Here is a 6,061-nt window from a genome sequence, read left to right on the forward strand (position 1 = left end):
CCCTAAACCCCAATTATAGGTAAACCTTGCTATACCAGCGTGTTTAGCCATTAACATTTCTTGAGTTTTATTTAACTTGAGTTTTGTTTTGATGGATAAAAGCATTTGCTGATGTCAACACTATACTATATTATTTAATTCTGACACATTTTGCCTAATTTTTTAGTCAACTTATTCCATGTATACGTCAAATACTTGTAGTTTTGTATGTATTTGTATAGGTTTGTCTAGTAAATTGTCAACTTAGGACAAGCTCTAATAATTTTGGATTCACTATGATTCACTCTAGAGTGCAGTATTTGTTCCACTCCGTCCGTATTCAATCATTCAAAATTGCAAATTTAGCGATCGCTCCTCCCTTGACGAATCTTCCACAGTTCTTACAATAGATAAAGAAACATTAAAAATTGTAAAGCAAGGGTTTGTATCACGCTATCCAAGATTCTTGCATAAGAACTTGCATAAGAATCTCAAGCTCAAACCCCATCACTATTTCAGAAAAGACAGTTAAGTTTCGTTTGCCAATCACCATTGTTTCAGAGAGGAACTTTTGATCATGACACAACCACAACCAACCGTCACCCCCAAATTAGAAGAACCCAAGTTTGGATTCAACGAATATGCTGAACGTTTAAACGGTCGTGCAGCTATGATTGGTTTTATCTTAATGGTCGTGATTGAATATGTCACTAATCAAGGTGTACTTACTTGGTTGGGTTTGAAATAGTTTCCACCACAAGCCAACGATTTCAGATGTAAGCTAGAAATTAGAAGAGTAAAAACCAGTTGGATCAACCAGCTGGTTTTAATTTATGGAAAAAGTAGCGCAATATCTGTATAGAGTATGGTGAATTACCCCACATCTATTTTGAACCCAGAAAACTATAATGTGAGATGACTTGATAGCTAGAAATGATAATTGAATAGCAATTGCGCTATTGTGGAACAATTTACAAGAAAAGTTAGCGGAAAGAAAGCTGTGATGAACGCTATATTACCTCGTTTTTTGAAGTCAGCCTACCGGAAAGAACCTATCATTAGTGTATTAGTTACAATGGGTATAGTAGATGCACTGATTGGGGGTTTAGATGATAGCTGGTCTTTATTCACCTTTGGTTTAGGAACAACAGTAGTAGCTTTAGCCTTTAAATTATGGCGGGTGCAGCAGCAACCCCCCATGCCAGAGGAAACTGTGGTGCAACATTATTTACCACCTCAACCCTCTACTCCACCATTACCAATCATTACAGTTTCCAAGAAAAAACCACGTCAAAATAATTGAAAATTGATAATTGATAATTGATAATTATGGATTAATGCAGAAGAGAGGGATAATTGTGAGCAATGAAGCAAGCAGGGGAGGTAAGAGATTTATTTCCTCTGGACGCACCCAAAAGAATATACCAACAGGAGTCAGCATTGCTAATAATTTAGCTGTTCTGGCTGCACTGCGATAGCGTAGCAACCCCAAAGCCAGCCAACATCCTACCACTTCTCCTATCCACCAGCCAAAAATCAGACCGATAAAAGGGGGTATAAATCCATCGAGAGTAGCATTTGGCATGAACATTTTGACATAACCAACACCTAAAAAATGACCTGGATACATCATAAGGCAGCCCCTATTAAACTACCTATACCTGCGGCTAGGTATCCATTCTTTTTATACTGATGCAAAGACATAATCTCAACTCAATTGTTCATGTTTTTATGCTGTGATTTAGATTCACAATCAATCAACATATTTCCGCAGAATACTTACAATGAAACACAATGAAACAATTGTCAATTTTCCATTGTCAATTTTCCATTGTCAATTATCAATTGATAAAAAAACCCCCTGGATGGGGGACTGGAATTCAAGTGGAGTGAATAACCACAAAATAAATACCTACAGTAAATAGATTAATCCGAACAAAATGATCCAGATTACGTCCACAAAGTGCCAGTATAATTCAGCGGCTTCTATGCCGAAATGATGTTCATTGCTATAGTGTCCGGGAGTACGCGATCGCCACAACACTGCCAAAATTGCTAAAACCCCGATGGTTACGTGCAAACCGTGAAAGCCGGTGAGAACATAAAACGCACTAGCGAAAAGATTGGTAGTTAAACCAAATTCCAGATGAGTATATTCATAAACCTGGCCTACCAAGAAAATCGCACCCATCAGCGCAGTAATAGCTAACCAAGTACGCATTCCCTTTTCATCATTCTTTTTGATGGCAGTATCAGCATTGTGCATGACAAAACTACTGGCGATCAAATTGATAGTATTCACACCAGGTAACAACAGTTCTAACTCTGGTGTACCTTCCGGTGGCCAGACAGGTAAGGTAGAACGGAAAGCTAAATAAGCACCGAACATACCCATAAAAATCATACCTTCAGCAATCAGAAACACAACCAAACCAAATAAACGATGATCTGGATGTGCTTCATGATGGGCATCTACAGCCCCATGACGATTTTGTTCAATGATCGTAGTGTTAGCTATTTGACTTTGCATGAATTTTTTATTTGGTAATTGGTAATTGGTAATTGGTAATTGGTAATGGGTAATTGGTAATTGGTAATGGGTAATTGGTAATGGGTAATTGGGAATTGGGAATTGGGAATTGGGAATGGGGAATAGTTGATTAGAAAACATAAAATTGATTACCCAGTCACCAGTCACCAGTCACCAGTCACCAGTCACCAGTCACCAGTCACCAGTCACCAGTCACCAGTCACCAGTCCCCAGTCCCCAGTCACCAGTCACCAGTCACCAGTCACCAGTCACCAGTCCCCAGTCACCAGTCACCAATCACCCATTACCGAATTTACACGCCAGACTCAATGGTGGGATAGGGTTCGTCTGGTTTAGCACTTAATACTTTACTGACATCAACATTTTTGTGTTTCACGCCGTAGTCGTAAGGACCCGTAGTTAAAACCGGCAGTTTCTCAAAATTCTCAATAGCTGGTGGTGAAGTTGTCATCCACTCTAAGGTAAGTCCGCGCCAAGGGTTATTAGGTGCTTTTTCACCATAGAACCAACTCCATACCGCATTGATGATGAAGGGTAATGTGGAAATGGCGAGAATATAAGCTCCATAGGTGCAGATTTCATTCAAAGTGGTAAATTTAGGGTCATATTGGGCAACACGGCGATTCATACCCATCATTCCTAGTTTGTGCATGGGTAAGAAAGACATATTTAAACCCACAATGGTTAAGGCAAAATGAACCTTACCCCAAAATTCGTTCATCATCCGCCCTGTCATTTTCGGAAACCAGTGATAGATAGCGGAGAAAATACCTAACACACTACCACCAAACAGGACATAATGCAGGTGGGCAACAACAAAATAGGTGTCGTGAACGTGAATATCAAAGGGAACGGATGCCAACATTACACCACTGACACCACCCATAACGAATGTACCCACAAAACCCATAGCAAACAACATGGGGGTATTGAGTTCAATTTTGCCTCCCCACATAGTTGCTAACCAGCTAAAGATTTTGATCCCCGTCGGTACAGCGATGATCATGGTGGTGATCATAAAGAACATCCGCAACCAGCCGGGAATACCACTGGTAAACATATGGTGCGCCCAGACGATTAAACCTAAAAAGCTGATAGCCAAAGAAGAATAGGCGATCGCCTTATAACCAAATATCGGTTTTCGCGCATGAACTGGGATAATTTCTGAAATTGCCCCAAAGAAAGGCAAAATCATGATATATACCGCCGGGTGAGAGTAAAACCAGAACATATGCTGGTAAACTACCGGATCACCGCCACCGGTGGGATTAAAAAATGTAGTCCCTGCTAATAAGTCAAAAGATAGGAGAATTAACGCCCCGGCGAGAACTGGTGTAGATAGCAATACTAAAGCCGAAGTTGCCAACATCGCCCAACAAAACAAAGGCATTTGATGGACTCCCATACTGGGAACACGCATTTTTAAGAGGGTGACAATAAAATTAATCGCCCCCAAAATTGACGATGTACCCAACAACAGGACGCTAATGATCCAGATCGCCTCACCCACTTGGCCTGTTACCAAACTGAGGGGAGGGTAAGAAGTCCAACCAGCATCTGGGGCATCACCCACAACCAAACTAGCGATCAGTAATAGACCGGCTGGGGGGATCATCCAAAAAGCCACCGCATTTAAACGAGGAAAAGCCATATCCCTAGCCCCGATCATCAGCGGGATGAGATAGTTAGCAAAACCCGCCCCTGCTGGCACGATCCACAAAAAGATCATGATCGTGGCGTGGAGTGTAAACAAGCTGTTATAAACTTCCGGGGTGACAAAATCTACCTCTGGGGTGCGTAATTCTGTCCGCACCAAATCAGCCATTACTCCACCAATACAGTAAAAAATAAAGGATGTAACCAGATATTGAATGCCGATTACTTTATGGTCGGTATTAAAGGTGAAAAATTCCCACCACTTTCTTACCCCTGGTTCTTCCTGGAGGTGAGAAATATTGGTAGTTTCTTGTAATTTTGCTTGGGTCATAGTTTTTTAAAAGGAGATCAAGGAGTCAGGAGATCCAGGAGTCAGAAGTCAGAAAAAAGATAAATATTCCCAGTCACCAGTCACCAGTCCCCAGTCACCTGTGTAAATGCAGCATTTCTGGATGAATGCCCATTTCTTGGATGTAGGGGGAGAGAAATTCATCTACTGTCATATCTGCTGGGTTCATGGCCACAGCTTGATTTAAGTTGTCTTTACTGGCTACTAGCTGTTCTTGCATCCAACTATCAAAAGCCTCTTGGGACTCTACTATTACTTGAGTTTGCATTGCGCCGTGGTATGGTCCACAGAGTTCCGCACACACTACAGTATAAGTACCTTCTTTTCTGGGTGTAAAACGAACTTCTGTTTGTCTACCGGGGATCACATCTTGTTTGAGGCGAAATTCTGGCACCCAAAAAGCATGAATGACATCGTTGGCGCTCATGTTCAGTTCTACTTCTTGGCCGATGGGAACATGAAGTTCTCCCACTGTCACCTCTGTATCTGGGTAGGTGAACAACCAAGCATATTGTAAGGCAGAGACGTTAACAACTAACTGCGGCGCTTGTCCTTCTTTTTCCCGACTTGCGCCCAAGGTGGGAGCGACACTACCCACACCAGGAGCATTTTGCATTTGGGAAATTTCTGTATTACGAACTGCTGCGGTGGCTGGATCTTCCATGGCAGCGTCAAATTTTTCTTGATTCAGATTTGGTTTTGTGCTGCCAGGTGTATCGCTTAAAGTGGCAGCAATAGCAGTTCCCGCCATGGACATTGATTCTTCCATGATTGGTGCTTCATGGACTGAATGGGGATTTAATCCACCAATTTGGTTGTACACATCAAAGCTGTAAACGGAAATGCCAATAACGATAATTGCTGGGATCGCTGTCCAGAGTATTTCTAAAGGTACATTACCTTCAATTGGTGGACCATCTTCGGTGTCACCTGGACGGCGACGGTATTTTAAGACAGAGTAGAGTAAAACGCCTTCAACTATGAGAAATATTCCTATAGAGACGGTCAACATCGCACTAAATAGACCATCTATCAATACGGCTTCATCTGCTGCGGCTGCGGGTAACAGCCCGTGATTTTGACCGTACCAAAGACTGACCAGGGTTAGGACGATGCCTATGATTAGTGTCCAGATCGAACTTGGAATTTTCACGGCTTAACTTAATGGAATTAACTACGTTGATTTCACAGTAACTCACTTACTAAGGTAGTGCAGGGTTGGGTATCTTGACTCTCAATGTCTGAAATTTTTATTAAATTTTTTAACTATGTCGCTAATCTTGAGTAAAGGTATCCATAGTCATTTTGTCAAGAATAAATGATAATTAAAAGCCAAATTTAAGGAAAATTTTAGAAAATTGCCAGTGAAATTTCAATAAATGTCAACAATTAATTATTGCTATCTTAAAAAATGCCTAAATCTTACAGCGAAAAGTTGTGTTGGTGATTCAAAGTATAAGGTAACGTCAACTTTTCAACCCTAGTTCATAAGTTAGGGTGGAGATAGGTGACAGGGGACAGGGGAC

At 41.3% G+C, this 6,061-nt stretch carries 8 protein-coding genes; 3 read left to right on the forward strand and 5 right to left on the reverse strand.

Going from position 1 to position 6,061, the window contains the following annotated elements; genetic code table 11:
• A partial coding sequence (locus H5968_RS24390) for a helix-turn-helix domain-containing protein (RefSeq protein WP_187042007.1) occupies window positions 1-105 on the reverse strand: 105 nt, incomplete at its 3' end.
• Between the two features lie 451 nt (window positions 106-556).
• Here H5968_RS24390 and H5968_RS24395 point away from each other — a divergent pair.
• Together H5968_RS24395 and H5968_RS24400 are read left to right on the forward strand one after the other, a co-directional pair.
• Window positions 557-727, forward strand: coding sequence for a chlorophyll a/b-binding protein (locus tag H5968_RS24395; RefSeq protein WP_187042008.1), 171 nt, complete (start codon window positions 557-559; stop codon window positions 725-727).
• Between the two features lie 255 nt (window positions 728-982).
• Entirely contained in the window at window positions 983-1,282 is a 300-nt protein-coding gene (locus H5968_RS24400; protein WP_096572734.1) for a hypothetical protein, read from the forward strand.
• A 24-nt stretch (window positions 1,283-1,306) separates the two neighbouring features.
• Here H5968_RS24400 and H5968_RS24405 read toward each other — a convergent pair whose 3' ends face one another.
• Together H5968_RS24405 and H5968_RS24410 are read right to left on the reverse strand one after the other, a co-directional pair.
• On the reverse strand, window positions 1,307-1,612 hold the full coding sequence (locus tag H5968_RS24405) for a hypothetical protein (RefSeq protein WP_187042009.1): 306 nt from the start codon (window positions 1,610-1,612) through the stop codon (window positions 1,307-1,309).
• Window positions 1,613-1,891: 279 nt separating this feature from the next.
• The gene (locus H5968_RS24410) at window positions 1,892-2,509 is read right to left on the reverse strand and encodes a heme-copper oxidase subunit III (RefSeq protein ID WP_096572735.1); all 618 of its coding nucleotides are present in this window, start codon (window positions 2,507-2,509) and stop codon (window positions 1,892-1,894) included.
• Window positions 2,510-2,635: 126 nt separating this feature from the next.
• Between H5968_RS24410 and H5968_RS24415 the strand changes: the two genes are divergently transcribed.
• Entirely contained in the window at window positions 2,636-2,866 is a 231-nt protein-coding gene (locus H5968_RS24415; protein ID WP_187042010.1) for a hypothetical protein, read from the forward strand.
• Here H5968_RS24415 and ctaD read toward each other — a convergent pair.
• Window positions 2,823-4,517, reverse strand: coding sequence for a cytochrome c oxidase subunit I (gene ctaD, locus H5968_RS24420; RefSeq protein WP_096569696.1), 1,695 nt, complete (start codon window positions 4,515-4,517; stop codon window positions 2,823-2,825). The two genes, H5968_RS24415 and ctaD, sit on opposite strands and share 44 nt — an antisense overlap.
• A gap of 94 nt (window positions 4,518-4,611) precedes the next feature.
• A complete protein-coding gene (locus tag H5968_RS24425) occupies window positions 4,612-5,688 on the reverse strand; it encodes a cytochrome c oxidase subunit II (protein ID WP_187042011.1) in 1,077 nt (358 codons plus the stop codon).
• Window positions 5,689-6,061: the final 373 nt, after the last annotated feature.

Origin of the sequence: Sphaerospermopsis sp. LEGE 00249 (genome assembly GCF_014299995.1) — a bacterium.
GTDB classification, from domain to species: domain Bacteria; phylum Cyanobacteriota; class Cyanobacteriia; order Cyanobacteriales; family Nostocaceae; genus Sphaerospermopsis; species Sphaerospermopsis kisseleviana.

Coding starts and splice junctions, on each gene's coding strand:
- H5968_RS24395 (WP_187042008.1), top strand. CDS start 557: ATGACACAACCACAACCAACCGTCACCCCCAAATTAGAAGAACCCAAG.
- H5968_RS24400 (WP_096572734.1), top strand. CDS start 983: ATGAACGCTATATTACCTCGTTTTTTGAAGTCAGCCTACCGGAAAGAA.
- H5968_RS24405 (WP_187042009.1), bottom strand. CDS start 1,612: ATGATGTATCCAGGTCATTTTTTAGGTGTTGGTTATGTCAAAATGTTC.
- H5968_RS24410 (WP_096572735.1), bottom strand. CDS start 2,509: ATGCAAAGTCAAATAGCTAACACTACGATCATTGAACAAAATCGTCAT.
- ctaD (WP_096569696.1), bottom strand. CDS start 4,517: ATGACCCAAGCAAAATTACAAGAAACTACCAATATTTCTCACCTCCAG.